Consider the following 23,705-nt stretch of genomic DNA (forward strand, 5'->3'; position numbering starts at 1 on the left):
TCTCCCACGATGACCCCGGCAAACCGGGCGGTACGGGGCCCGTCGTGTGAAAGCGCGGCGGGCCCCTGTGCGTGCGCCCGGTCGCTCTGTGTACGAAACGACAGGCCACCGCCCCTTACGAACCGGCCGGTCGGGCTCTACCCTGATGCCTGCTCGAGGTTACTCGTGAGTTAAACAAAAGGTCTCGAGTGACCGCAGCCGCAACGATCCAGCAGCAATGAGCCAGCCAGCCGCACCGCCGCGGGCCCCGGAGGATGTCGTGAGCGACACACAGACTTTGATCGAGAACCGTCCGCCCTCCGTGGCGGCGCTCTTCCTGGAGCGCGTGGCGGCCACGCCGGACGCCGAGGCCTACCGCTACCCCGTACCCCCGGCCTCCGGCGAGGGCCCCGACGACTGGAAGTCGCTGAGCTGGGCCGAGGCCGCCGAGCGGGTCCACGCGATCGCGGCCGGGCTCATCGAACTGGGCGTCCAGCCCGAGCAGCGCGTCGCCCTCGCCTCCTCCACCCGGGTCGAGTGGATCCTCGCCGACCTCGGCATCCTGTGCGCCGGTGCCGCCACGACCACCATCTACCCGCAGACCAACGCCGAGGAGTCGGCCTTCATCCTCTCCGACTCCCAGAGCAAGGTCCTCGTCGCGGAGAACGCCGAGCAGCTCGCCAAGGCACAGCAGAAGCGCGACGAGCTGCCCGCCCTGACCCACGTCGTGGTGATCGACCCGGCGGGCGCCGAGACCGGCGACGGGGTGCTCACCCTGGCCGAACTGGAGCAGCGCGGGGCCGCCTACCTGGAGAAGCACCCCGAGCTGATCAAGGAACGGGTCGGCGCGATCACCAAGGACCAGCTCGCCACGCTCATCTACACCTCCGGTACCACCGGCCGCCCCAAGGGCGTGCGTCTGCCGCACGACAACTGGGCGTACATGGCGAAGGCGATCGCCGCGACCGGGCTGCTCGGTCCCGAGGACGTGCAGTACCTGTGGCTGCCGCTCGCCCACGTCTTCGGCAAGGTGCTCACCTCCGGTCAGATCGAGGTCGGGCACGTCACCGCCGTCGACGGCCGTGTCGACAAGATCATCGAGAATCTGCCGGTGGTGCAGCCGACGTACATGGCCGCCGTGCCGCGCATCTTCGAGAAGGTCTACAACGGCGTCGCGGCCAAGGCCCGGGCGGGCGGCCCGGCCAAGTACAAGATCTTCCAGTGGGCGGCCGAGGTCGCCCGCGAGTACGCCAAGGTCTCGCAGGACAACTTCCGCCGCACCGGCACCCACGCCGTGCCGTTCGGCCTCGGCGCCAAGCACAAGGTCGCGGACACCCTCGTCTACGCCAAGATCCGCGAGGCGTTCGGCGGCCGGCTGCGCGCCTGCGTCTCCGGCTCGGCCGCCCTCGCGCCCGAGATCGGGTACTTCTTCGCGGGCGCCGGTATCCACGTCCTGGAGGGCTACGGCCTCACCGAGTCCTCCGCGGCCTCCTTCGTCAACCCGGGCGAGGCCTACCGCACGGGCACGGTCGGCAAGCCGCTGCCCGGCACGGAGGTGCGCATCGCGGACGACGGCGAGATCCTGCTGCGCGGCCCCGGCATCATGGAGGGCTACCACGGGCTGCCCGAGAAGACCGCCGAGGTGCTGGAGCCGGACGGCTGGTTCCACACCGGTGACATCGGCGAGCTGTCGCCCGACGGGTATCTGCGCATCACCGACCGCAAGAAGGACCTCATCAAGACCTCCGGCGGCAAGTACATCGCGCCCGCCGAGGTCGAGGGACAGTTCAAGGCGGTGTGCCCGTACGTCTCCAACATCCTCGTGCACGGCGCCGACCGTAACTTCTGCACCGCGCTCATCGCGCTCGACGAGGCCGCGATCCTGGAGTGGGCGAAGGAGAACGGCCTGGAGGGCAAGTCCTACGCCGAGGTCGTGGCCGCCCCGCAGACGGTCGAGATGGTCGACGGCTACGTCAAGCAGCTCAACGAGGGCCTCCAGCGCTGGCAGACCATCAAGAAGTTCCGGCTGCTGCCGCGCGACCTCGATGTGGAGCACGGGGAGATCACGCCCAGCCTGAAGCTGAAGCGGCCGGTGGTCGAACGGGAGTACAAGGACCTGATCGACGAGATGTACGCGGGGACGCGCGAAGCGTAGGGGGTGTCAGGGCGCCTGCCCCCCGGCCGCCCACTGCTGTAACTCCCGGACCCGGCGCTGTAGTTCCGCCGGGTCCGGGAGTTCGTCCGCCGACAGGCGTTCCTCCAGCTCGGCCAGGCCCTCCCGCAGCCGCTCCAACCGCCTGTTCCTGCGGTACAGATCGAGGAACACCGTCACCTTGGCCCGCAGCACCCACGGATCGAACGGTTTCGTCAGATAGTCCGCGGCCCCCGTCGCGTACCCCCGGAAGGCATACCCGGCCTCCGCGTCCGAGCCGGTCAGGAAGACGATCGGGACGTCCTTGGTCCGGTCCAGGCGTTTGATGTGCGCGGCCGTCTCGAAACCGTCCATGCCCGGCATGCGGATGTCCAGCAGGACCACCGCGAACCGGCGCTCCAGCAGCGCCTTCATCGCCTCCTCGCCCGAACGCGCGCGCACCAGCGGCTCGTTGAGCGAGCGCAGCACGGCCTCCAGCGCGGTCAGGTTGTCCTCCATGTCGTCGACGAGGAGGATCCCCGCGCTGTCGTCGGACGTCTTCTCAGGAGTCATGCCCTGCTCGAATCTGTCCGTCTTCGACCACATGGGTAGCACGGTTCTCACTCATGGCGGGCCACTTCGGTAACTCGGTGCGTATGGGCGGGGCCAGTCTGTCACCCTGTCCGCATCGCCACAGGCTCATTCGACCGAACTGCCCGGGGAGCTGTCCATGGGGCCCATTCCCACCCAACGGGAGACCGCCTCCCGCGCCCCCGACGTGCTCGAGTCAGCAGGTCTGCGCACGTTGGTGCGGGTGACGTTGTCCGGCAGCCCGCTCGCCGCCGGCAACGCCCGCCGCCTCCTGCGCGGCGCCCTCAGCGAGTGGCACCGGGCCGCCGGGGCCGACTCCGTCACCGATCGGCCGGCCGACGACGCCCTGCTCGTCGTCAGCGAACTCGTCACCAACGCCGTCGTGCACGCCGGCACGGATGTCGAGCTGGTCTGCCGCCTCATGGACGCGCAGGACGAGCCGCCCGGGATCTTCGTCGAGGTCTCCGACCACCACCCCTCCCGCGCCGTACGCGACGACGGCTCCGACCGCCCGTACGGCATACCGGAGTACGGCCGCGGACTGCGCCTCGTCTCCTCCCTCTCCACGGCCTGGGGGATCACCTACCGCACCGGTGCCAAGACCGTCTGGGCGCTGGTTCCCCTGCACGCCGCACTGGACGCCCAGGACGGGATCGAGGTGTACGCCGGAGACAGCGCCCTGGGACGCGGGCTGAGCCCGGCCGAGATACTGGGGCCCGAACTCTCCGCCTTCGCCGAACCCGGGCGCGGCCAGCACGACCGGGAGTGGCGGGGCCGCGGTGCGCTGTCCTTCCTGGCCGAGGCGTCCGACCTGCTCGCCGGGCAGCTCGACGAGGACCTGGTCGCCGCGCTCACCGGGCAGCTGATCGTGCCCCGGCTCGCCGACTGGTGCGCCGTGTGGCTGGAGGACGAGGCGACCGGCTGGCGCGGCCCTTCGGCGCCGGTCGCGGCCGGGCCACGGCTCGCCCGTGTCTGGCACGGCAGCGAGAACCGCATCGAGGAGCTGCGCCGGGCCCTGGAGAAGGACCCGCCCCGGCTGCCCGAGTCGGTGCGTTCCCGGGCGGTGCCCGTACCCTGGCCCGGCGAGGCGCTGGGCCCGCGGGGCGCGACCGGCGCGGCGCTCGCCTACCGGCTGATCGCGGGCGGGCGGCCGCTCGGGACGCTCGTCATCGGGCGGGCCGGGTTGCTGCGCTTCCCCGACGAGATCACCGGACTCGTCGAGGACCTCAGCCGCCGGGTGGCGCTGGCCATCGGGGCGGCCCGGCAGTACGCGCGCCAGGCCACCATCAGCCGGGTGCTCCAGCGCGGCCTGCTGCCGGGCGCGGTCGCCGAGATCCCCGGGGTGAGCAGCGCACTCGTGTACGAGCCGTGCGACATGGGCGGACCGAGCGGTGACTTCTACGACATCTTCCCCGCCGGCCACGGACGGTGGTGCTTCGCGCTCGGCGACGTCCAGGGCAAGGGACCGGAGGCCGCGGTCGTGATCGGGCTCGCCCGGCCCTGGCTGCGGCTGCTGGCACGCGAGGGCTACGACGTCCCCGACGTCCTGGACCGCCTCAACCAGCTCCTGCTCGACGACGCCACGGAGGCGTCCGACGCGGCGGCGCGGGCGCTGGTCGCGGCGGGCACACCGATGCCGGTCGCCGACGAGGGTCCCCACGCCCGCTTCCTCTCCCTTCTCTACGGGGAACTGGTCCCCTTCGACGGCGGAGTGCGCTGCACGCTCGCGTCGGCCGGGCATCCGCTGCCGCTGCTGCTCGGCCCGGACGGTGACGTACGGGCCGTGGCCCAGCCGCAGACGCTGCTGGGGGTCGTCGAGGACGAGACGTACACGTGCGAGACCTTCGAGCTGCGCTCCGGCGACACGCTGCTGTGCGTCACCGACGGGGTGACCGAGCGGCGCAGCGGGTCCCGCCAGTTCGACGACGGCGACGGGCTCGCGGCGGCCCTGGCGGGCTGCGCCGGGATGAACGCCGAGCTGGTCGCCGAGCGGATCAGGACGCTGGTGCACGAGTTCGGGGGAAGGCCACCGGAGGACGATCTGGCGCTGCTGGTGCTGCAGGCGGAATGAGGACCTCCGGCGGAATGAGGACTTCTGGCAGTACGGGACAATGGAGGACATGCCTTCCGCACTCCCCGACGGCGAACCGGTCCCCGACGACGGCGCGCTGCCCGCGCACGCGCTCGCCGGGTCCGCCGAGCGCCCCCTCGGGTTCTACCTCCATGTGCCGTACTGCGCGACGCGCTGCGGCTACTGCGACTTCAACACGTACACGGCGACGGAGCTGCGGGGCACGGGAGGCGTCCTCGCCTCCCGGGACAACTACGCGTCGACCCTGATCGACGAGGTCCGCCTGGCCCGCAAGGTGCTGGGCGACGACCCGCGCGAGGTGCGCACGGTCTTCGTCGGGGGCGGTACCCCGACGCTGCTGGCGGCGGAGGACCTCGTACGGATGCTGGGGGCGATCCGCGACGAGTTCGGCCTCGCGGAGGACGCGGAGGTGACGACGGAGGCGAACCCGGAGTCGGTCGACCCGGCGTATCTGACCACCCTCCGCGACGGCGGCTTCACCCGGATCTCCTTCGGCATGCAGAGCGCCCGCCCGCACGTCCTGAAGATCCTGGACCGCACCCACACCCCGGGCCGTCCCGAGGCCTGCGTCGCGGAGGCGCGGGCGGCGGGCTTCGAACACGTGAACCTCGACCTGATCTACGGCACACCGGGGGAGTCGGACGACGACTGGCGGGCCTCCCTGGAAGCGGCGCTGGAGGCGGCTCCGGACCACATCTCGGCGTACGCGCTGATCGTGGAGGAGGGCACGCAGCTCGCGCGCCGCATCCGCCGCGGGGAGATCCCGACGACGGACGACGACGTGCACGCGGACCGGTACCTGATCGCGGACGAGGTGCTGGGGTCGGCGGGCTACGACTGGTACGAGGTCTCGAACTGGGCCACGTCGACCGCCGGTCGCTGCCTGCACAACGAGCTGTACTGGCGAGGCGCGGACTGGTGGGGCGCGGGTCCGGGGGCGCACAGCCACGTGGGGGGCGTCCGCTGGTGGAACGTGAAGCATCCGGGGGCGTACGCGGCGGCACTGGCGGCCGGGCGGTCGCCGGGAGCCGGGCGGGAGGTCCTGTCGGAGGAGGACCGCCGGGTGGAGCGGGTCCTGCTGGAGCTGCGGCTTCGGGAGGGGGTGCCGTTGGCGCTGCTGCGGGAGGAGGGGCTCGCGGCTTCGCGGCGGGCGCTGGGGGAGGGGCTGCTGGAGGCCGGTCCGTACGAGGAGGGGCGGGCCGTACTCACACTGCGGGGGCGGCTGCTGGCGGATGCGGTGGTGCGGGACCTGGTGGACTGATCACTCCGGGGGTGAATCCCAGTGGAACGGGGTTCGGTCCCCAACCTCGTTCGTAGGCTGCCGCAAAAAGGACGCGGCGGATGTGGAGGCCACGGAGAGCTGTGGACGAACGTGGAGTCGCAGAGTTCCTCGAGGGGTTCGAGCCGCCCGACGGACTCAAGGTGGAGCCTCTGCCGGGGGAAATCATGATGATGGCCAGCCCGAACCCGGCGCGCAACGTCAAACCCCACCGCTACCCGTGACGAAGTCGATCAACTCCTCCACCCTCCCCAACAACTCCGGCTCCAGGTCCTTGTAAGACCCCACCCGCTTCAGGATCGCCTGCCACACCGCGCCGGTGTTGTCCGACGGCCACCCCAGCGCTCGGCACACCCCCGTCTTCCAGTCCTGGCCGCGCGGAATCCGCGGCCATGCCTCGATCCCCAATGCCGCAGGCTTCACCGCCTCCCAGATGTCGATGTACGGGTGTCCGACCACCAGCGCGTGCTCGCTCGTCACCGACTGCGCGATGCGCCATTCCTTCGTGCCCGGCACCAGGTGGTCCACCAGGACCCCGAGGCGGGCGTCCGGGCCCGGGGCGAAGGACGCGACGATGGACGGCAGGTCGTCGACGCCCTCCAGGTACTCCACCACCACGCCCTCGATGCGCAGGTCGTCGCCCCAGACCTTCTCGACCAGCTCCGCGTCGTGGCGGCCCTCCACATAGATCCGGCCGGCGCGGGCCACCCTCGCGCGCGCCCCCGGGACGGCCACCGAGCCCGACGCCGTGCGCGTGGGGCGCTGCACCGAGGGCTTGGGACGGACCAGGGTCACCGTCCGGCCCTCCAGCAGGAAGCCCCCCGGCTCCAGCGGGAACACCCGGTGCTTGCCGAAGCGGTCCTCCAGCGTCACCGTGCCGGCCTCGCAGCGGATCACCGCCCCGCAGAACCCCGTGCGCGGCTCCTCCACCACCAGGCCGGGTTCCGCCGGGACCTCCGGGACGGGCTTGGGCTTCTTCCACGGCGGGGTCAGGTCCGGAGAGTACTGGCGCATTCGGATGACGATAGGAGAAGGCGACCGGGAGGTCCCACGACACGCCGGGAATCGCTACGACACGCCGAATCGGGCCGCCAGTTCGTCCCGCTGGGCCCGTACGAACCCCGCATCCACCACCGCCCCGTGCCCCGGCACGTACACCGCGTCCTTCCCGCCCAGCTCCAGCAGCCGGTCCAGCGCCGCCGGCCAGTGCGAGGGGATCGCGTCCGGGCCCGCCTGCGGTTCGCCGGACTCCTCCACCAGGTCCCCGCAGAACACCACTTCCGACTCCCCGGGTTCCCCGGGGACGAACACCACCAGGTCGTGGGCCGTGTGGCCCGGCCCCACGTTCGCCAGCAGCACCTGCACCCCGCCCAGGTCCAGCGTCCACTCGCCGGAGACCTGGTGGTGCGGGCGGACCAGTGCGTCAGCCGCCTCGGCCGCCTCCGCCGGATCCAGGCCGTTGCGCACCGCGTCCGTGACCAGTTCCCCCCGCCCGTATGCGAGCACCCCGTCGACGCCCACCGCCCCGAACACCTGCGCGCCCGCGAACGCCGTCGCCCCGAAGACATGGTCGAAGTGCGGATGGGTGAGCGCGAGATGCGTCACACGCCGGTCTCCGCCGAGCGGCGCGAGCAGCCGCTCCGCCGCGTCGCGCAACCGCTCGCCCTCGGCCAGGCTCGACCCGGCGTCCACCAGCAGCGCCGCGTCGTCGCCCACCACCAGCCCGGCCGTGCAGTCCCAGACCGGAAGCCTGGCCCGCCCCACGCGCGCACTGAGCGCCTCCCACCCGGACCCTTCCCACAGCACCGTCATACGGCGACGCTATCCGCAGCCGCCCGACCCGGCAGGACAGGCCGGTACAGGTCGGTACACCTCGGCACGGCACCGGCGCCCGCCCTTGCCGGGTGTGTACCCGACAGCCGTACACTGGGCCGGGGAATGCTGGCACTCACAAGCGCAGAGTGCCAGGGGAAAGCGTCAAGGGGACATGACCGCTGGAGGTGTGCGCGATGCTCAGTGAACGCAGGCTCGAGGTGCTGCGCGCCATCGTCCAGGACTACGTGGGCACCGAAGAGCCGGTGGGTTCCAAGGCCCTCACCGAGCGGCACAACCTCGGCGTCTCCCCGGCCACCGTCCGCAACGACATGGCCGCGCTGGAGGAGGAGGGGTACATCGCCCAGCCGCACACCAGCGCCGGACGCATTCCCACGGACAAGGGCTACCGCCTCTTCGTCGACAAGCTCGCGGCCGTCAAGCCGATGAGCCCGCCCGAGCGCCGCGCCATCCAGAACTTCCTGGAGGGCGCCGTCGACCTCGACGACGTGGTGGCGCGCACGGTGCGGCTGCTCGCACAGCTCACCCGGCAGGTCGCCGTGGTGCAGTACCCGTCGCTGACACGCTCGACCGTGCGCCACGTGGAGTTGCTGTCGATGGCACCCGCGCGTGTGATGCTCGTGCTGATCACGGACACCGGCCGGGTCGAGCAGCGCATGATCGACTGCCCGGCGCCGTTCGGCGAGACGTCGCTCGCGGACCTGCGCGCGCGGCTCAACAGCCGGGTCGCCGGCCGCCGCTTCGCGGACGTCCCGCAGCTCGTGCAGGATCTGCCCGAGGCGTTCGAGGAGCCGGAGGACCGCGGCACGGTCTCGACGGTGCTCTCCACCCTCCTCGAGACGCTCGTGGAGGAGACCGAGGAGCGGCTGATGATCGGCGGCACTGCGAACCTGACCCGCTTCGCGCATGACTTCCCTCTCACCATCCGGCCCGTCCTGGAGGCACTGGAGGAGCAGGTCGTGCTCCTCAAACTGCTGGGTGAGGCGAAGGATCCGGCCATGCGGGTACGTATCGGCCATGAGAACGCGCACGAAGGACTCAACTCCACGTCCATCGTCTCCGTGGGCTACGGTTCGGGCGGCGAGGCAGTAGCGAAACTCGGCGTGGTCGGACCGACCCGCATGGATTACCCGGGAACGATGGGAGCGGTACGAGCGGTGGCACGGTACGTCGGACAGATCCTGGCGGAGTCGTAAGTGGCCACGGACTACTACGCCGTACTCGGCGTGCGCCGCGACGCGTCGCAGGAAGAGATCAAGAAGGCGTTCCGCCGGCTCGCCCGCGAGCTGCACCCGGACGTCAACCCCGATCCGAAGACGCAGGAGCGGTTCAAGGAGATCAACGCCGCGTACGAGGTGCTCTCGGACCCGCAGAAGAAGCAGGTCTACGACCTCGGCGGCGACCCGCTGTCCCAGTCGGGCGGCGCCGGCGCGGGTGGCTTCGGCGCGGGCGGCTTCGGGAACTTCTCCGACATCATGGACGCGTTCTTCGGCACGGCGTCGCAGCGTGGTCCGCGCTCGCGCACCCGCCGGGGCCAGGACGCGATGATCCGGCTCGAGGTCGAGCTGGACGAGGCGGCCTTCGGCACGACGAAGGACATCCAGGTCGACACGGCCGTCGTCTGCAACACCTGCAACGGCGAGGGCGCCGCGCCCGGTACGTCCGCGCAGACCTGTGACATGTGCCGTGGTCGCGGTGAGGTCTCGCAGGTCACCCGGTCCTTCCTGGGCCAGGTCATGACCTCCCGGCCGTGCCCGCAGTGCCAGGGCTTCGGCACGATCGTCCCGAACCCGTGCCCGGAGTGTGCCGGTGACGGGCGCGTGCGCTCGCGCCGGACGCTCACCGTGAAGATCCCGGCCGGTGTCGACAACGGCACCCGGATCCAGCTCGCGGGCGAGGGCGAGGTCGGCCCCGGCGGCGGTCCGGCCGGCGACCTGTACGTCGAGATCCACGAGCTGCCGCACACGACCTTCCAGCGCCGCGGCGACGACCTGCACTGCACGGTCACCATCCCGATGACGGCGGCGGCCCTCGGCACCAAGGTGCCGCTGGAGACGCTGGACGGCCTGGAGGAGGTCGACATCCGTCCCGGTACGCAGTCCGGGCAGTCGATCCCGCTGCACAACCGCGGTGTCACGCACCTGCGCGGCGGTGGCCGGGGCGACCTGATCGTCCACGTCGAGGTCCAGACGCCCACCAAGATGGATCCGGAGCAGGAGCGACTCCTGCGCGAGCTGGCGAAGCTGCGCGGCGAGGAGCGGCCGCAGGGTCAGTTCCAGCCCGGGCAGCAGGGGCTGTTCTCGCGGTTGAAGGACGCGTTCAACGGGCGCTGACGTGTTGGCACCCGGCGCTGGAGGGGCATCCGGCGCCGGGTGGCCGTTCCCGGGGGCTGCGCCCCCGGACCCCGCTTCGACCTGAACGGCCTCGTCCTCAATCTCCCCAACCCTCGTGGAGCAGGCGGAACCCCGGACGGGCTGATTTTCGCCGCTCCAGGCCGGCTTCATACGTTCTCTTTCCTCCGGCGTATGCCACGGTACCGGTGGATTCGGACTCGTTCGAAAGACGTGACAACATGCCGTCATGTCCTCCCTGACCGATCTCTTCCCGCACCCGATCGTGCAGGCCCCCATGGCCGGCGGCGCCTCCGTGCCGCAGCTCGCCGCCGCCGTGTCCGAGGCCGGTGGCCTGGGGTTCCTCGCGGCCGGGTACAAGACCGCCGACGGGATGTACCAGGAGATCAAGCAGCTCCGCGGGCTGACCCACCGCCCCTTCGGCGTGAACGTCTTCATGCCGCAGCCTGAGTACGCGGACCCGGCCGCCGTCGAGGTCTATGCCAATCAGCTCGCCGGCGAGGCCACCTGGTACGAGACCGAGCTCGGCGACCGCGACAGCGGCCGTGACGACGGCTACGACGCCAAACTCGCCGTCCTCCTGGACGACCCGGTCCCGGTGGTCTCCTTCCACTTCGGGGTCCCGGCCCCGGAGGTCCTGGACTCCCTGCGTCGCCTGGGCACCCTCACCCTGGTCACCGCGACCACCGCCGACGAGGCCCTGGCCGTGCAGGAGGCCGGCGCCGACGCGGTGATCGCGCAGGGCGTCGAGGCCGGCGGCCACCAGGGCACCCACCGGGACAGTCACGAGAACGACGGCGCCGGCATCGGGCTGCTCCCGCTCCTCGCCCAGGTCCGCGAGACCGTGAGCATTCCGGTCGTCGCCGCCGGAGGCATCATGCGCGGCAGCCAGATCGCCGCCGTCCTCGCCGCGGGCGCGAGCGCCGCCCAGCTCGGCACCGCGTTCCTCGCCACGCCCGAGTCCGGTGCGCACCCCGCGCACAAGCAGGCGCTGACCGACCCCCACTTCGTCCGGACCGAGCTGACCCGGGCGTTCTCCGGACGCCCGGCCCGCGGTCTGGTCAACCGGTTCATGCGCGAACACGGCCCCTACGCGCCCGCCGCGTACCCCGAGGTCCACCACCTCACCTCCCCCCTGCGCAAGGCGGCCGCCAAGGCCGGTGACGCGCAGGGCATGGCGCTGTGGGCGGGCCAGGGCCACCGCCTGGCGCGGGACCTGCCCGCCGGACGGCTGGTGGAGGTGCTGGTCGCGGAGGTTCAGGAGGCGGCGACAGCGTTGTCGGCGGGAGGTGCCGGGCGATGACGGCGCCGGTGTTCGTGGTGGAGGACTTCCGCGCCGGTCCCGCAGGCCGGTACGTCCTCGACGGCCCCGAGGGACGCCATGCGGTGTCCGTGAAGCGGCTGCGCCCGGGGGAGACCGTCGTGCTGACCGACGGCGCCGGGCGGTGGACGGAGTGCGAGGTCGTCGACACCGAGGGCAAGGACCGGTTGGTCGTGCACATGCACGGGGTGAACGAGGAGCCCGTGGAGTCTCCCCGTATCACCGTCGTCCAGGCCCTCCCCAAGGGCGACCGCGGTGAGCTGGCCGTGGAGACCATGACCGAGGTCGGCGTCGATGCGATCGTCCCCTGGCAGGCCTCCCGGTGCATCACCCAGTGGAAGGGCGACCGCGGGCTGAAGGCGCTCGGCAAGTGGCGGGCCACCGCCCGCGAGGCGGGCAAGCAGTCGCGCCGGGTGCGCTTCCCGGAGGTCGCGGACGCGGCGACCACCAAGCAGGTTGCCGCACTTCTCGCCAAGGCCGACTTCGCCGCCGTGCTCCACTCGGACTTCGAGTACGGCAGCGAGCCGCTCGCCACCGCCCAACTGCCCACCAAGGGTGAGATCGTGCTGGTCGTCGGGCCCGAAGGAGGCATCTCCTCCGAGGAGTTGGCAATGTTCCGGGAAGCCGGTGCGAAGGCGTACGTCCTCGGGCGTAGCGTCCTTCGTACATCGACCGCCGGCACCGCGGCGGCCGCGCTGCTGCTCGGCCGCACGGGCCGCTGGTCCTGACGCACGGATCTTCAACGAATCCATCGAGCCACCAAGGGAACGCCATGGAACTCGCCCAAGTGCGGCTGCTGGTCACGGACTTCCCGGCCTGCTACCGCTTCTACGCCGACGTCCTCGGTCTCAAGCCGCAGTCGGGCGCGGCCGACGGGCCGTACGAGAAGTTCAGCCCGGCCACCGGATCCGCGGGCATCGCGCTGCAGGACCGGGTGCTGATGGCCCAGGTCCTCGGCGAACTGGGCGACGAGGCCACGGGCCACCGCTCGCTGGTGGTACTGCGCGTGGACGACCTGGACGCGTACTGCGCCGAGATCACCTCCCGCGGCGCGACCCTGCTGCACGGCCCGGCCCCGATGACGGACCGTATGCGCGTCGCCCACCTCAAGGACCCGGAGGGCAATCTGGTGGAGCTTCAGCAGTGGCTGCTGCTGCGCGGTTGACGGCGCGGGGAGGCTGACGGCGGGGCGCTCACGTGACCGTATGCGCTCTACCGTCGCCGCCGCGGGAGTGGCACGCTGCCCTTCATGGGGGCATTGCGGCGCATTGGGCGACGGCCCGGGTCACGGCGGCTCGCCGCGGTCACCGGCCTCGCGATGGTGACCGTGGGCGGAGCCGTGGCCTGTCAGCCCGGTGATCTCAGCTCCGCGTCGGTGGCGTACACCACGGACCAGACCGCCACCAAGGAGCTGGAGCGGCAGCATGTGAAGGTGCGCTGGCTGAGCTGCTCGGGCGACTACGGCAGCGGCGGGACCGGTACGTCGGGCACGCCCGGCTCGGCGCCCTCGGCGAGCGAGACCGCAGTCGTCACCGTCGACTGCAAGGGGCAGACGGACGACGGCAAGGACATCACCGTCAAGGGCCGGGTCACCCGCGCCGTCGACGGCAGGTGTGTCCGCGGGGACCTCAGGGCCACCGTGGGCGGCAGGGAGGTGTTCCACGTCAGCGGCCTCGGCAACTGCCAGGGCGGCACGCCCAGCCCGCCCGCCGGCCGCCCGACCGGCCCCGGGCAGCCCGGGCCCACGGTCACGGTCACCGTCACCAGGACCATCTGGTGCCAGGGCGACCCCACCTGCTGGCCGGTTCAGGGCAAGTGAGGGACGCGAGCGGTGCGGGCATGGCACAGGTAAGTGGGAAAACCCCCTGTTCGGGTCTGCGCTCGCTGCTTAGGGTGACCTGGTGACTCAGTCCGCAGCGCCCGCGTATCTCCGTTTCCCGCATCTGCACGGCGAGTTGGTCGCCTTCACCGCCGAGGACGACGTCTGGGTCGCCCCACTCGACGGCGGCCGCGCCTGGCGGGTCAGCGCCGACAACATACCCGTGAACCACCCCCGCATCTCCCCGGACGGCACGACCGTCGCCTGGACCTCCACCCGCGACGGCGCCCCCGAGGTGCACATCGCGCCGATCGACGGCGGACCCGCCAAGCGCCTCACCCACTGGGGAAGCGTGAAGACCCAGGTGCGCGGCTGGACCCCCGACGGGGACGTGCTCGCGCTCAGCGCGGTCGGCCAGGCCTCCTTCCGCCGCACCTGGGCGCACGCCGTACCGCTCGACGGGGGACCGGCGACCACGCTGCCGTACGGGCCCGTCGGCGAGGTCGCGTACGGGCCGCACACCGTGCTGCTGTCCGCCGGGGCACGCGAAGCCGCCCTCTGGAAGCGGTACCGGGGCGGCACGGCCGGCAAGCTGTGGATCGACCGTGAGGGCAACGGCGAGTTCGTACGGCTGCACGAGGACCTGGACGGGAACATCGAGTACCCGTCGTGGGTGGGGGACCGTATCGTCTTCCTCTGTGACCACGAGGGCGTCGGGGCGCTGTACTCCTCGCTCGCCGACGGCTCCGACCTGCGGCGGCACACGCCCGGTGGGGGCACCTCCCGCTCGAGCGAGGTCGAGAGCGGGGGAGGCTTCTACGCCCGGCACGCGGCCACCGACGGCACCCGGGTCGTGTACTCCTCCGCCGGCCGGCTGTGGATCCTCGACGACCTCGACGGCGCCGAGCCCAGGCCGCTCGACATCCGGCTCGGCGGGCAGCGCGTGGATCTCCAGCCGTATCCGGTCGACGCCTCCCGCTGGTTCGGGGCCGCCTCGCCCGACCACACCGGGCGCGGCAGCGCCGTCTCGGTGCGCGGGGCCGTCCACTGGGTGACCCACCGCTCGGGGCCCGCCCGCGCGCTCGCCGCCGAGCACGGCGTGCGCGCCCGGCTGCCGCACACCTTCCGCGCGGACGGCGAGGAGTGTGTGGTGTGGGTGACGGACGCGGAGGGCGACGACGCGCTGGAGTTCGCGCCCGCCACCGGCCTCGCCCCCGGCGCGGTCCCGCGACGGCTCGCCGCCGGGCAGCTCGGGCGGGTGCTGGGGCTCGCGGTGTCGCCCGACGGCAGCAGGGTGGCCGTCGCCGCGCACGACGGGCGGGTGCTGCTCGTCGAACGGGACAGCGGCGAGGTGCGCGAGGTCGACCGCAGCGAGGACGGCGAGGTCAGCGGGCTCGTCTTCGCACCCGACTCGGCGTGGCTGGCCTGGTCGCACCCCGGGCCGCGCCCGCTGCGGCAGCTCAAACTCGCCAACACGGCCGACCTCTCGGTGACCGAGGCGACCCCGCTGCGGTTCCGGGACTACGCGCCCGCGTTCACCCTCGACGGCAAGCATCTCGCGTTCCTCTCGGCGCGCTCCTTCGACCCGGTGTACGACGACCACGTCTTCGACCTCGCCTTCGTGGGCGGCTCCCGGCCGCACCTGATCACGCTCGCCGCGACCACCCCGTCCCCGTTCGGGCCGCAGCGGCACGGCCGCCCCTTCGAGACGCCCGACAAGGACGAGACACCCGACAGCGAGGGCGCGCCGACCACCCGCGTCGACCTGGAGGGCCTCGCCGACCGGATCGTGCCGTTCCCGGTGGAGGCCGCGCGCTACTCGGGGCTGCGCGCCGCCAAGGACGGGGTGCTGTGGCTGCGGCACCCGGTGCGCGGCGTCCTGGGCGCCTCCCGCGCCACGCCCGACGATCCCGACCCCAGGAGTGAGCTGGAGCGGTACGACCTGATCCAGCAGCGCATCGAGCACCTCGCCTCGGACGCCGACCACTTCTCGGTCACCGGCGACGGCAAGCGGGTGCTGCTGTGGACCGACGGCAAGCTCAAGGTCGTCCCCAGCGACCGGCGCGCCCCGAACGACGACGACTCCGACGCGAACATCACCGTCGACCTGTCGCGCATCCGGCAGACCGTCGATCCGGCGGCCGAGTGGCGGCAGATGTTCGACGAGACCGGCCGGATCATGCGGGACAACTTCTGGCGGCCCGACCTGGGCGGCGTCGACTGGGACGGCGTACTGGACCGGTACCGGCCGGTGCTCGAGCGGGTCGCCACCCACGACGACCTGGTCGACCTGCTGTGGGAGGTGCAGGGCGAGCTGGGCACCTCGCACGCGTACGTCCTTCCCCACGGCTACGGACCGGGCCAGGACCGGCGGCAGGGACTGCTCGGCGCCGACATCTCCCGGCACGCGGACGGCAGTTGGCGTGTCGACCGGGTGCTGCCCTCGGAGACCTCCGACCCCGACGCCCAGGCACCGCTGGCCGCACCCGGGGTGGCGATACGGGCCGGTGACGCGATCGTCGCGGTCGGCGGGCGGCCGGTGGATCCGGGGACCGGGCCCGGGCCGCTGCTGGTGGGGACGGCCGGCAAACCGGTGGAGCTGACGGTCTCGCCGGCGGGTGGGGGCGACCTGCGGTACGCCGTCGTCGTCCCGATCGCCGACGAGGAGCCGCTCAGGTACCACGCGTGGGTGGCGGACCGGCGGGCGTACGTGCACGAGAGGTCCGGCGGGCGGCTCGGGTATCTGCACGTGCCGGACATGCAGGCGCCCGGCTGGGCCCAGATTCACCGCGACCTGCGGGTCGAGGTCGCCCGGGAGGGGCTGATCGTGGACGTGCGGGAGAACCGGGGCGGCCACACCTCCCAGCTGGTCGTGGAGAAACTGGCGCGGCGGATCGTGGGCTGGGACCTGCCGCGGGGGCTACGGCCGTACAGCTACCCGGAGGACGCCCCGCGCGGGCCCGTCGTCGCGGTCGCCAACGAGTTCTCCGGCTCGGACGGCGACATCGTCAACGCGGCCGTCAAGGCGCTCGGCATCGGTCCGGTGGTCGGGACGCGGACGTGGGGCGGTGTCATCGGGATCGACAGCAAGTACCGGCTGGTCGACGGCACGCTGGTGACCCAGCCCAAGTACGCCTTCTGGCTGGAGGGGTACGGGTGGGACGTGGAGAACCACGGTGTCGATCCCGACGTCGAGGTGGTCCAGGCCCCGCAGGACCACGCGGCGGGCCGCGACACGCAGTTGGACGAGGCGATCCGCCTGGCACTGGCGGCACTGGAGGAACGTCCGGCGAAACAGCCCCCGGAGCTGCCGGCACTGTGATACGCCGCCCCTCTCCGGAAGGGCGGCGGATGCTCTCCACCCGCTCGCCCTCCCGGGGCGGGCGGGTGGAGAGTGCCGATAGCATGCCGTCGTAGTGATCAGTCCGTGTGAGGAGGCACGCATGGCGGGAGAGCCGCAGGACGACTGCCTGTTCTGCAAGATCGTCGCGGGGCAGATCCCGGCGACGATCGTCCGGGAGACCGACACCACCGTCGCCTTCCAGGACATCAACCCCCAGGCGCCGACCCATGTGCTGGTCATCCCGCGGGTGCACCACCGGGACATCGCCGCCCTCGCCGCCGCCGAACCGGCCATCACCGCCGACGTGCTCCGCGAGGCCGGCGAGGTCGCAGCGCAGGAGAAGCTCGAGAGCTACCGCGTCGTCTTCAACACCGGCAGCGGCGCCGGCCAGACCGTCTGGCACGCGCACGCCCACGTCCTGGGCGGCCGCGGCCTGCAGTGGCCCCCCGGATAAGGCGCCGTGTCCGTACGCGAACTGGTCGTCCTCGGCACCGCCAGCCAGGTCCCGACCCGACACCGCAACCACAACGGCTACCTGCTGCGCTGGGACGGCGAGGGCATCCTCTTCGACCCCGGCGAGGGCACCCAGCGGCAGATGCTGCGTGCCGGGGTCGCCGCGCACGACCTGCACCGGATCTGCGTCACGCACTTCCACGGCGACCACTCGCTGGGCCTCGCCGGTGTCATCCAGCGCATCAACCTCGACCAGGTACCCCACGAGATCACCGCGCACTACCCGACGTCGGGCCGCCGGTTCTTCGAGCGGCTGCGCTACGCGACGGCGTACCGCGAGACCGTCTCCCTGACCGAGGCGCCGGTCGACGCGGACGGGCCCCTCGCCGTCACCTCCGCATACACGCTCCAGGCCCGCCGGCTCTCCCACCCCGTCGAGTCCTACGGCTACCGGATCGTCGAGCCGGACGGGCGCCGCATGCTGCCCGAACGGCTCGCGGCGCACGGCATCAAAGGCCCCGACGTCGGACGGCTCCAGCGGGAGGGCTCTCTCGGGGGCGTGTCGCTGGAGGAGGTCAGCGAGGTGCGGCGCGGGCAGCGGTTCGCGTTCGTCATGGACACCCGGCTGTGCGACGGCGTCCACGCCCTCGCCGACGGCTGCGACATGCTCGTCATCGAGTCGACCTTCCTGGACGAGGACGCCCGGCTCGCCGACGAGCACGGGCATCTGACGGCCGGACAGGCCGGACGTGTCGCCGAGGAAGCCGGAGTGCGGCATCTCGTCCTCACCCACTTCAGCCAGCGCTACACCGAGCCGGACGAGTTCGAACGGCAGGCGCGTGCCGCCGGGTTCCAGGGAGAGCTGACCGTGGCGCACGACCTGATGCGGGTGCCGGTTCCGAAACGGCGGTAAAGCCCCCGTACGATGCTTCGATGCCCCTCCCGAAAGCTGAACTGCACCTGCACATCGAAGGCACCCTGGAGCCCGAGCTGGCCTTCGAGCTGGCCGCCCGCAACGGTGTGAAGCTGCCCTACGCCGACACTGACGCACTGCGCGCGGCCTACGCCTTCGAGGACCTCCAGTCCTTCCTGAACCTGTACTACGAGCTGATGGCCGTCCTGCGCACCGAGCGGGACTTCGAGGACCTCGCGAACGCCTACCTCGCGCGCGCCGCCGCGCAGGGCGTGCGGCACGCCGAGATCTTCTTCGACCCGCAGGCCCACACCGCCCGCGGCGTGGACATGGGCACGGTGGTGGAGGGGCTGTGGCGGGCGCTCGGACACAGCGAGCACAACCACGGCGTCTCCACCCAGCTGATCATGTGCTTCCTGCGGGACGAGTCCGCCGAGTCGGCCATGGAGACGCTCGAAGCGGCGAGGCCGTACCTCGACCGGATCACCGGTGTCGGTCTCGACTCGGCCGAGGTCGGGCATCCGCCGGTCAAGTTCCGCGAGGTGTACGCGGCCGCCGCCGCCCTGGGTCTCAGGCGCGTGGCGCACGCGGGGGAGGAGGGGCCGCCGGAGTACATCACCGAGGCCCTCGACGTGCTCGGTGTCGAGCGCGTCGACCACGGGCTGCGCTGCATGGAGGACCCGGCCCTGGTCGAGCGGCTCGTGAGGGAGCGGATCCCGCTGACCCTGTGCCCCCTGTCCAACGTCCGCCTGCGCGCCGTCGACGCCCTGGAGGACCACCCCCTGCCGGCCATGCTCGACGCCGGGCTGCTGTGCACCGTCAACTCCGACGACCCCGCCTACTTCGGCGGCTACGCCGGCGACAACTTCGACGCCGTCCGCACGTCCCTGGGGCTCGACGAGGAGCGGCTGCGCGAGCTGGCCCGCAACTCCTTCCTCGCGTCCTTCCTGGAGCACGACGAGGAGCGGCGGGCGAGCTACCTCGCCGAGGTGGACGCGTACGCGTTCTCGTAGGCGTCGGGTACGGCCACGACCGGTGCGCCGCCCCCGAGCTCTTCGAGCTGGGGGGATCCCCACCCACGGCGCACCGCGGCCGGCCGCGGCGTGCGGCCCCCCGTGCGCAGGGCGACCGCGGTCAACGGGAACGCGACCGCGAGCAGCCCGGCGGCGAGGATCGCGCCCATCGCCGGGAACCCCGCCTGAGCGGACAGCACACTGCCGGTCAGCGGGCCCGCCGCCGTGCCGAGCGAGGACGCGGAGCCGACGAGGACGGCCCACCGGCCGCGCCCGTCGAGGGAGGCGGCGAGGCCGATCAGATACGACAGCACGATCGGGTACAGCGTGTTCCAGGCGATCTCGCCGGTCGCGAAGGTGCCGAGCCCGGTCGCGGACGCGCTGGCCGCGATGCAGCCGGCGATGAGCGCGGTGCCCGCGCCGATGGGCAGCGCACGGCCGAGGCGCGGGCCGAGCGCGCCCGCGCCCATCACGCCGAGCAGCCCGGCGCCGAGCGCGACCGCGAAGACCGCGCCGACGGTGACCTCCGTGAGGTGCGCCTGGGTGAGGCCGATGCGTCCGCTGACGCCCCACAGGGAGTTCTGGGCGAGGGACCAGCACAGGATGCCGGCGGCCAGGACCAGCCCCGAGCGCGGGTGCGGCAGCCGGCCGCTCTCGTGGGTGGCCGTGGTGGCCGGGCCGTCGGAGGTGAGGCGACCGGTCGCGGGCCACACCAGCAGCGCGGTGAGCGCGATAGCGGCGAGCGGGAGGCCGTGGCCCGGGCCGAGGTGGGGGACCGTCAGATAGACGGCGCCCGCGAGCGCGGAGACCCCGAACAGGCCGAGCGTGGAGGCGCGGTGGGGGTCGTGCTGGGCGGCGATACCGGTCGCGGCGACCGTGGTGACCGTCCCCGAGCCGAACCCGCCGACGACCGCCCCCGCGACGACCACGGGGATGCTGTGGCTCAGGGCGGCCGTGCCGTAGCCGGCGGCGGCGCACAGGAGCCCGGCGCGGGCGAGGCGGCGAGGCCCGATGCGGCGGACGTGCGCGGCGAGCAGGAAGCCCGCGGTCGCCGAACTCAGCAGCAGGGCACTGCCGATGGAGCCGGCTTCGGTGGCGGAGAGCGGAAGGCCGGAGTCGAGCCTGCCGACGGTGGTGGGCAGCAGGTAGGAGGCGAGGTACCCGGCCGCGAAAAGGGCGACGAGGGGCCAGGGCGGGGCGGTGCGGGAGGACACGGGCGTTCCAGGGCGTGCGAAAAGAGCGGCTCAGAAAGGGAGGAGGGGCGCCGTCCGTCGAACGACAGGAACGTGCGGGGTATTTGTATCAAGCACGCGGTTCGAGAAGAAGCGCAGAGTATGTGATGTGAGTCACTTTCGAGTTTGGCCCTGATGAGGCCGGGTAGTGGCAGTCGCTCTCTTTTTCTTCCGTCGCCCTCAGCGCCAGTGCGGAGCGCCCGCGCCGCTCACCGTGACACCTTCGATCCTGGCCCGGATCTCCCGCATCACCGCGACAATCCGCTCCTCATGACCCTGCGTCAGCCGGGCCACCGGCACCGAGCAGCTGATCGCGTCCTGTGCCGGGGTGTCGTAGCGCAGGGCGAAGCCGAAGCCCGCGATGCCGACGACGCTCTCCTCCCGGTCGATGGAATAGCCCCGCTCGCGCGTGGCGGCGAGGTCCGTCAGCAGGGACTCCCGCGTCGTGTGCGTGTTGGCGGTCAGGGGCTCGAACGGTCCCTGTGGCACCGCCTCGTCCGGCCGCTGCGCCAGCAGTGCCTTGCCGAGCGCGCCCGCGTGCGCGGGCAGCCGCCGGCCCACGCGGCTGATCGTGCGCAGGTATTCGTGCGACTCTCGCGTCGCCAGATACGCCACGTCCCCGCCGTCCAGTCGTCCCAGGTGGATCGTCTCGCCGAGCGCCTCCGACGCCTCGTCCAGATAGGGGCGGAGGAGGCGCACGCGTGGGTCGGAATCCAGGTAGCTCGTGCCGGTCAGTAGCGCGTGGATGCCGATGCCGTACAGCGAGCCGGTGACGTCCGTCCGCACCCAGCCCCGCGAGATCAGGGTCTGCAGCAGGGCGTACATCGAGCTGCGCGGTACGCCGAGCTCGTCCGCCAGCTCCTGCAGACGTGCCGGACGGTCGCCGCGCGCGGCGAGTACCTCGAGCAGCTCCACCGTGCGTGCGGCCGACTTGACCTCGCGGACGCCCCCTGTGTCGGACATGCGGCGATGGTAATGCGGCGGGCGGTGCGGCACTCCGGTCGCGGTGGGGGCATTGACGGGTCTCGTTCGCCTATCTAACCTCCATCTTCATACGTGGATGGTATCCGGGTGGGGAGATGAGCAGGGTGAGCGACGGTTCGGACACGGAGGCCGTGGCACGGCGGCTGCGGGACGGTATGGCGCGCGGGATCCTGTCGTTCCCGCTCACGAGCTTCCACGACGACGGCTCCCTCGACCTCGAGGGCTTCCGCGCCCATGTCGCGGCGCAGCTCGCCACCGGCCCCGGCGCCGTCTTCCCCGCCTGCGGCACCGGAGAGTTCTTCTCCCTGGGCGAGGACGAGTACGGGCAGGTGGTCGCCGCGGCGGTGGAGGCCGCCGGAGGTGCCGTGCCCGTAGTCGCGGGCGTGGGATACGGCTGGGCGCAGGCCGTGCGGTTCGCGCGGATCGCCGAGGACGCCGGCGCCGATGCGCTGCTCGTCCTGCCGCACTACCTGGTCGCGGCCCCGCAGGACGGGCTCGTCGCCCAGCTCGAGCACATCGCCGCCCGCACCCGGCTGCCGCTGATCGCCTACCAGCGCGGTCAGGTCGCCTACGGACTTCAGGCGTTCCGGCGCATCACCGAGATCCCCGGCGTCATCGGACTCAAGGACGGCCACAGCGACCTGGACCGGCTGCAACGGCTCACCCTCGCCGCACCCGAGGGCTTCCTGTTCTTCAACGGCGCCGCCACCGCGGAGGTCCAGGCCCGCGCGTACGCCGCCGTGGGCGTCCCCGCCTACTCCTCCGCCGTTCACGCCTTCGCCCCCGAGATCGCGGTCGCCTTCTTCACCTCGCTGCGCGCCGGAGACGACGCCACGGTGGACAAGCTGCTGCGCGACTTCTACGTCCCGCTCGTCGCGCTGCGCGACCGGGTGCCCGGATACGCCGTGTCGCTGGTCAAGGCCGCCGCCCGGCTGCGCGGCCGCCCCGTGGGACCCGTGCGCGCCCCGCTCACCGAGCCGTCGGCCGCCGATCTGGCCGACCTGAAGGACCTGCTGACCGCCGGACTCGACCTCGTAGGAGCAGCCCTGTGACCCGCGACCTGACCGTCTCCGAGGTGCGGCTGACCCCGATCCTGGTCGCCGACCCGCCCCTGCTGAACACCCAGGGCGTCCACCAGCCGTACACGCCCAGGCTGATCGTCGAGGTGGTGACGGCCGACGGCACCAGCGGCGTGGGCGAGACCTACGGCGACACCAAGTACCTGGAACTCGCCCGGCCCATCGCCGACAAGCTGGTCGGCCGTCAGGCGTCCGACCTCAACGGCCTGTTCACGGTCGCGGAGGACGTGGCCGTCGACGGCTCCAGGGCCTCCGACCGGCTCGACGTCGGCGGACTGCGCGGCGTCCAGACGAGCGACAAGCTGCGCCTGTCCGTCCTCTCCGCCTTCGAGGTCGCCTGCCTCGACGCGCTCGGCAAGGCGCTCGGGCTGCCCGTGCACGCGCTGCTCGGCGGCAAGCTGCGCGACGAGGTCGAGTACAGCGCGTACCTTTTCTACAAATGCGCCGCTCACCCCGAGGGCGTGGCGGCAGAGCAGGACGACTGGGGAGCCGCGCTCGACCCGGCGGGTGTCGTCACCCAGGCGCGGAGGTTCAAGGAGCGGTACGGCTTCACGTCCTTCAAGCTCAAGGGCGGCGTCTTCCCGCCGGGGCAGGAGATCGCCGCGATCCGCGCGCTCGCCGAGGCGTTTCCCGAGCATCCGTTGCGCCTGGACCCCAACGGTGCCTGGTCGGTGGAGACCTCGGTGAAGGTGGCCGAGGAACTGCGCGACGTGCTCGAGTACCTGGAGGACCCGGCCCTCGGCACACCCGCCATGGCCGAGGTCGCCGCGCGGACCGGCGTGCCGCTCGCCACCAACATGTGCGTGACCACGTTCGACGAGATCAAGGAGGCGTTCACGCAGGGCGCCGTGCAGGTGGTGCTCTCCGACCACCACTACTGGGGCGGGCTGCGCAACACGCGCGAACTCGCCGCGATCTGCCGCGTGTTCGGCGTCGGGGTGTCCATGCACTCCAACACCCACCTCGGCATCTCGCTGGCCGCGATGACCCACGTCGCCTCGACCGTGCCGGACCTCCACCACGCCTGCGACACCCACTACCCCTGGCAGTCCGAGGACGTCGTCACCGAGCGCATCGCGTTCACCGGCGGCCGGGTCGCCGTACCCGACGCGCCCGGGCTCGGCGTCAGCCTGGACCGCGATCGGCTGGCCGCGCTGCACGAGCGCTGGCTCGCCGACGACGGCGGCCTGCGCGACCGCGACGACGCGGCGGCGATGCGGGTCGCGGACCCGGGGTGGGTGACGCCGACGGTGCCCCGCTGGTAGCGGACCCCGAGCCTGGCGGGCGCGGTG

The 23,705-nt window shown here is 72.2% G+C and carries 21 protein-coding genes; 16 read left to right on the forward strand and 5 right to left on the reverse strand.

What is annotated here, in order from left to right:
- Positions 1-259 precede the first annotated feature (259 nt).
- Positions 260-2,134, forward strand: coding sequence for an AMP-dependent synthetase/ligase (locus ACZ7L1_RS20815; RefSeq protein WP_471439077.1), 1,875 nt, complete (start codon positions 260-262; stop codon positions 2,132-2,134).
- A gap of 6 nt (positions 2,135-2,140) precedes the next feature.
- On the opposite strand, the gene ACZ7L1_RS20820 is transcribed toward ACZ7L1_RS20815, so the two are convergent.
- Positions 2,141-2,683 (reverse strand): response regulator, encoded by a 543-nt coding sequence (locus ACZ7L1_RS20820; protein ID WP_471439182.1) that lies wholly within the window; start codon positions 2,681-2,683, stop codon positions 2,141-2,143.
- Positions 2,684-2,840: 157 nt separating this feature from the next.
- On the opposite strand from ACZ7L1_RS20820, the gene ACZ7L1_RS20825 reads away from it, so the two are divergent.
- From ACZ7L1_RS20825 to ACZ7L1_RS20835, 3 genes are all read left to right on the forward strand, one after another.
- Complete coding sequence (locus ACZ7L1_RS20825; RefSeq protein ID WP_471439079.1) at positions 2,841-4,772, forward strand: SpoIIE family protein phosphatase; 1,932 nt, start codon at positions 2,841-2,843, stop codon at positions 4,770-4,772.
- A gap of 49 nt (positions 4,773-4,821) precedes the next feature.
- A complete protein-coding gene (gene hemW / locus ACZ7L1_RS20830) occupies positions 4,822-6,054 on the forward strand; it encodes a radical SAM family heme chaperone HemW (RefSeq protein ID WP_471439081.1) in 1,233 nt (410 codons plus the stop codon).
- 101 nt (positions 6,055-6,155) lie between these two features.
- A complete protein-coding gene (locus ACZ7L1_RS20835; RefSeq protein ID WP_471439082.1) occupies positions 6,156-6,296 on the forward strand; it encodes a hypothetical protein in 141 nt (46 codons plus the stop codon).
- Here the strand turns inward: ACZ7L1_RS20835 and ACZ7L1_RS20840 are convergent.
- Together ACZ7L1_RS20840 and ACZ7L1_RS20845 are read right to left on the reverse strand one after the other, a co-directional pair.
- Positions 6,274-7,086, reverse strand: coding sequence for a DUF3097 domain-containing protein (locus tag ACZ7L1_RS20840; protein WP_471439083.1), 813 nt, complete (start codon positions 7,084-7,086; stop codon positions 6,274-6,276). The two genes, ACZ7L1_RS20835 and ACZ7L1_RS20840, sit on opposite strands and share 23 nt — an antisense overlap.
- 54 nt (positions 7,087-7,140) lie before the next feature.
- Positions 7,141-7,884 carry an MBL fold metallo-hydrolase gene (locus ACZ7L1_RS20845; protein ID WP_471439084.1) on the reverse strand — a complete coding sequence of 248 codons (744 nt, stop codon included), beginning with the start codon at positions 7,882-7,884 and terminating at the stop codon, positions 7,141-7,143.
- Between the two features lie 197 nt (positions 7,885-8,081).
- Between ACZ7L1_RS20845 and hrcA the strand changes: the two genes are divergently transcribed.
- From hrcA to ACZ7L1_RS20895, 10 genes are all read left to right on the forward strand, one after another.
- Positions 8,082-9,101, forward strand: coding sequence for a heat-inducible transcriptional repressor HrcA (gene hrcA, locus ACZ7L1_RS20850; protein WP_388986386.1), 1,020 nt, complete (start codon positions 8,082-8,084; stop codon positions 9,099-9,101).
- Entirely contained in the window at positions 9,102-10,238 is a 1,137-nt protein-coding gene (gene dnaJ, locus ACZ7L1_RS20855) for a molecular chaperone DnaJ (RefSeq protein WP_471439087.1), read from the forward strand. It begins immediately after the preceding gene.
- Between the two features lie 247 nt (positions 10,239-10,485).
- Complete coding sequence (locus ACZ7L1_RS20860) at positions 10,486-11,559, forward strand: nitronate monooxygenase (protein ID WP_471439088.1); 1,074 nt, start codon at positions 10,486-10,488, stop codon at positions 11,557-11,559.
- Positions 11,556-12,305: a 16S rRNA (uracil(1498)-N(3))-methyltransferase gene (locus ACZ7L1_RS20865; RefSeq protein ID WP_471439089.1), complete on the forward strand. Its 750-nt coding sequence runs from the start codon at positions 11,556-11,558 to the stop codon at positions 12,303-12,305. The genes ACZ7L1_RS20860 and ACZ7L1_RS20865 overlap by 4 nt, the downstream gene beginning before the upstream one ends.
- A gap of 44 nt (positions 12,306-12,349) precedes the next feature.
- Positions 12,350-12,742, forward strand: a complete 393-nt coding sequence (locus ACZ7L1_RS20870) for a VOC family protein (RefSeq protein WP_471439091.1) — start codon at positions 12,350-12,352, stop codon at positions 12,740-12,742.
- An 84-nt stretch (positions 12,743-12,826) separates the two neighbouring features.
- Positions 12,827-13,396 (forward strand): hypothetical protein, encoded by a 570-nt coding sequence (locus tag ACZ7L1_RS20875; RefSeq protein ID WP_471439092.1) that lies wholly within the window; start codon positions 12,827-12,829, stop codon positions 13,394-13,396.
- Positions 13,397-13,478: 82 nt separating this feature from the next.
- Positions 13,479-16,718, forward strand: a complete 3,240-nt coding sequence (locus ACZ7L1_RS20880) for a S41 family peptidase (RefSeq protein ID WP_471439093.1) — start codon at positions 13,479-13,481, stop codon at positions 16,716-16,718.
- Between the two features lie 121 nt (positions 16,719-16,839).
- The gene (locus ACZ7L1_RS20885; protein WP_471439094.1) at positions 16,840-17,193 is read left to right on the forward strand and encodes a histidine triad nucleotide-binding protein; all 354 of its coding nucleotides are present in this window, start codon (positions 16,840-16,842) and stop codon (positions 17,191-17,193) included.
- A 6-nt stretch (positions 17,194-17,199) separates the two neighbouring features.
- On the forward strand, positions 17,200-18,105 hold the full coding sequence (locus ACZ7L1_RS20890) for a ribonuclease Z (RefSeq protein ID WP_471439096.1): 906 nt from the start codon (positions 17,200-17,202) through the stop codon (positions 18,103-18,105).
- A 20-nt stretch (positions 18,106-18,125) separates the two neighbouring features.
- Entirely contained in the window at positions 18,126-19,118 is a 993-nt protein-coding gene (locus tag ACZ7L1_RS20895; protein WP_471439098.1) for an adenosine deaminase, read from the forward strand.
- On the opposite strand, the gene ACZ7L1_RS20900 is transcribed toward ACZ7L1_RS20895, so the two are convergent.
- Together ACZ7L1_RS20900 and ACZ7L1_RS20905 are read right to left on the reverse strand one after the other, a co-directional pair.
- Complete coding sequence (locus ACZ7L1_RS20900) at positions 19,082-20,332, reverse strand: MFS transporter (RefSeq protein WP_471439099.1); 1,251 nt, start codon at positions 20,330-20,332, stop codon at positions 19,082-19,084. The genes ACZ7L1_RS20895 and ACZ7L1_RS20900 overlap by 37 nt on opposite strands.
- Before the next feature lie 198 nt (positions 20,333-20,530).
- Positions 20,531-21,313 (reverse strand): IclR family transcriptional regulator, encoded by a 783-nt coding sequence (locus tag ACZ7L1_RS20905; protein WP_471439100.1) that lies wholly within the window; start codon positions 21,311-21,313, stop codon positions 20,531-20,533.
- Between the two features lie 116 nt (positions 21,314-21,429).
- Between ACZ7L1_RS20905 and ACZ7L1_RS20910 the strand changes: the two genes are divergently transcribed.
- On the forward strand, positions 21,430-22,386 hold the full coding sequence (locus tag ACZ7L1_RS20910; protein WP_471439102.1) for a 5-dehydro-4-deoxyglucarate dehydratase: 957 nt from the start codon (positions 21,430-21,432) through the stop codon (positions 22,384-22,386).
- The gene (locus ACZ7L1_RS20915) at positions 22,383-23,678 is read left to right on the forward strand and encodes a glucarate dehydratase family protein (RefSeq protein WP_471439103.1); all 1,296 of its coding nucleotides are present in this window, start codon (positions 22,383-22,385) and stop codon (positions 23,676-23,678) included. The genes ACZ7L1_RS20910 and ACZ7L1_RS20915 overlap by 4 nt, the downstream gene beginning before the upstream one ends.
- The last annotated feature ends 27 nt before the right edge of the window (positions 23,679-23,705 follow it).

This window comes from Streptomyces sp. NPDC107546 (assembly GCF_055639175.1).